Origin of the sequence: Polaromonas sp. 39-63-25, from assembly GCF_002278925.1 — a bacterium.
Taxonomy (GTDB): Bacteria; Pseudomonadota; Gammaproteobacteria; order Burkholderiales; family Burkholderiaceae_C; genus Polaromonas.
The window spans coordinates 1-1084 of record NZ_NCJH01000052.1 but is presented as its reverse complement, the minus strand read 5'-3'; the positions used below and the strand labels follow the sequence as shown (position 1 = coordinate 1084).

The following is a 1084-nucleotide window of genomic DNA, read 5'->3' as shown; positions in this document are numbered from 1 at the left end:
CTGATCAACCCGATCGCCATGGAAGAAGGTCTGCGTTTCGCCATCCGCGAGGGCGGCAAAACCGTCGGCGCCGGTGTCGTGGCCAAGATCATTGCGTAATTCGCTCCACATTTAAGGAATTACCATGGCTACCAAGCAAAAAATCCGCATCCGCCTGAAGGCGTTTGACTACAAACTGATCGACCAGTCGGCCGCCGAGATTGTGGATACAGCCAAGCGCACCGGCGCGATCGTCAAGGGCCCCGTGCCCCTGCCGACCCGCATGAAGCGTTTTGACATCCTGCGTTCGCCCCACGTCAACAAGACGAGTCGCGACCAGCTGGAAATCCGCACGCACCAGCGCCTGATGGACATCGTTGACCCGACGGACAAAACCGTTGACGCGTTGATGAAGCTCGATCTGCCCGCCGGTGTGGACGTCGAAATCAAGCTGCAGTAAGCAAGAAGCGGGGCGGCGGCGAAAGCCGGCGCCCCAAAAAACGAGGTTTCAGCGCAGATTTGCCATCACTGGCAGTCTGCGCTATACTCTTGGGCTGTCCTGAACATGCTGTGCATGGGTAGGGCAGTTTTATTAACAGTCTTTCACATCAAAACGTCTGCGGCCAATTGAAGTCGCAGCGGTGGAAGTTACGGAGAAAAAAGCATGAGTCTGAGCAACTCCCTCGGGTTGCTGGGCCGCAAGGTGGGCATGATGCGTCTGTTCACTGATGATGGGGATACCGTTCCTGTCACAGTGGTAGATGTGTCTAACAACCGTGTGACCCAGGTGAAAACCCAAGCAAACGACGGCTACGATGCCCTGCAAGTGGCATTTGGTGCGCGCAAAGCGTCGCGCATCACCAAGCCGGCCGCTGGCCACCTTGCGAAAGCAGGCGTTGAAGCCGGTGAAATCCTGAAAGAATTCCGCGTGACGGCTGACGTCGCAGGCAAATATGCCGCTGGTACTGTTGTGCCCGCCGCTGACGTGTTTGCGGTCGGCCAAAAAGTGGATGTCCAGGGTACTTCCATTGGTAAAGGCTTTGCCGGCACCATCAAGCGTCACAAGATGAGCTCGCAGCGCGCGTCGCACGGTAACAGCCGTTCG

General features: G+C 57.3%; 2 protein-coding genes and 1 pseudogene. All 3 read left to right on the top strand.

The window, feature by feature from the left end; translation table 11 throughout:
- Positions 1-99 (top strand): annotated as a pseudogene (locus tag B7X65_RS23860) (elongation factor Tu); the annotation flags it as partial.
- A gap of 25 nt (positions 100-124) precedes the next feature.
- Positions 125-439 carry a 30S ribosomal protein S10 gene (gene rpsJ / locus B7X65_RS23855; RefSeq protein WP_007838118.1) on the top strand — a complete coding sequence of 105 codons (315 nt, stop codon included), beginning with the start codon at positions 125-127 and terminating at the stop codon, positions 437-439.
- A 204-nt stretch (positions 440-643) separates the two neighbouring features.
- Positions 644-1084: 50S ribosomal protein L3 (rplC, locus tag B7X65_RS23850; RefSeq protein ID WP_293596711.1), on the top strand; the 441-nt coding region annotated here is incomplete at its 3' end.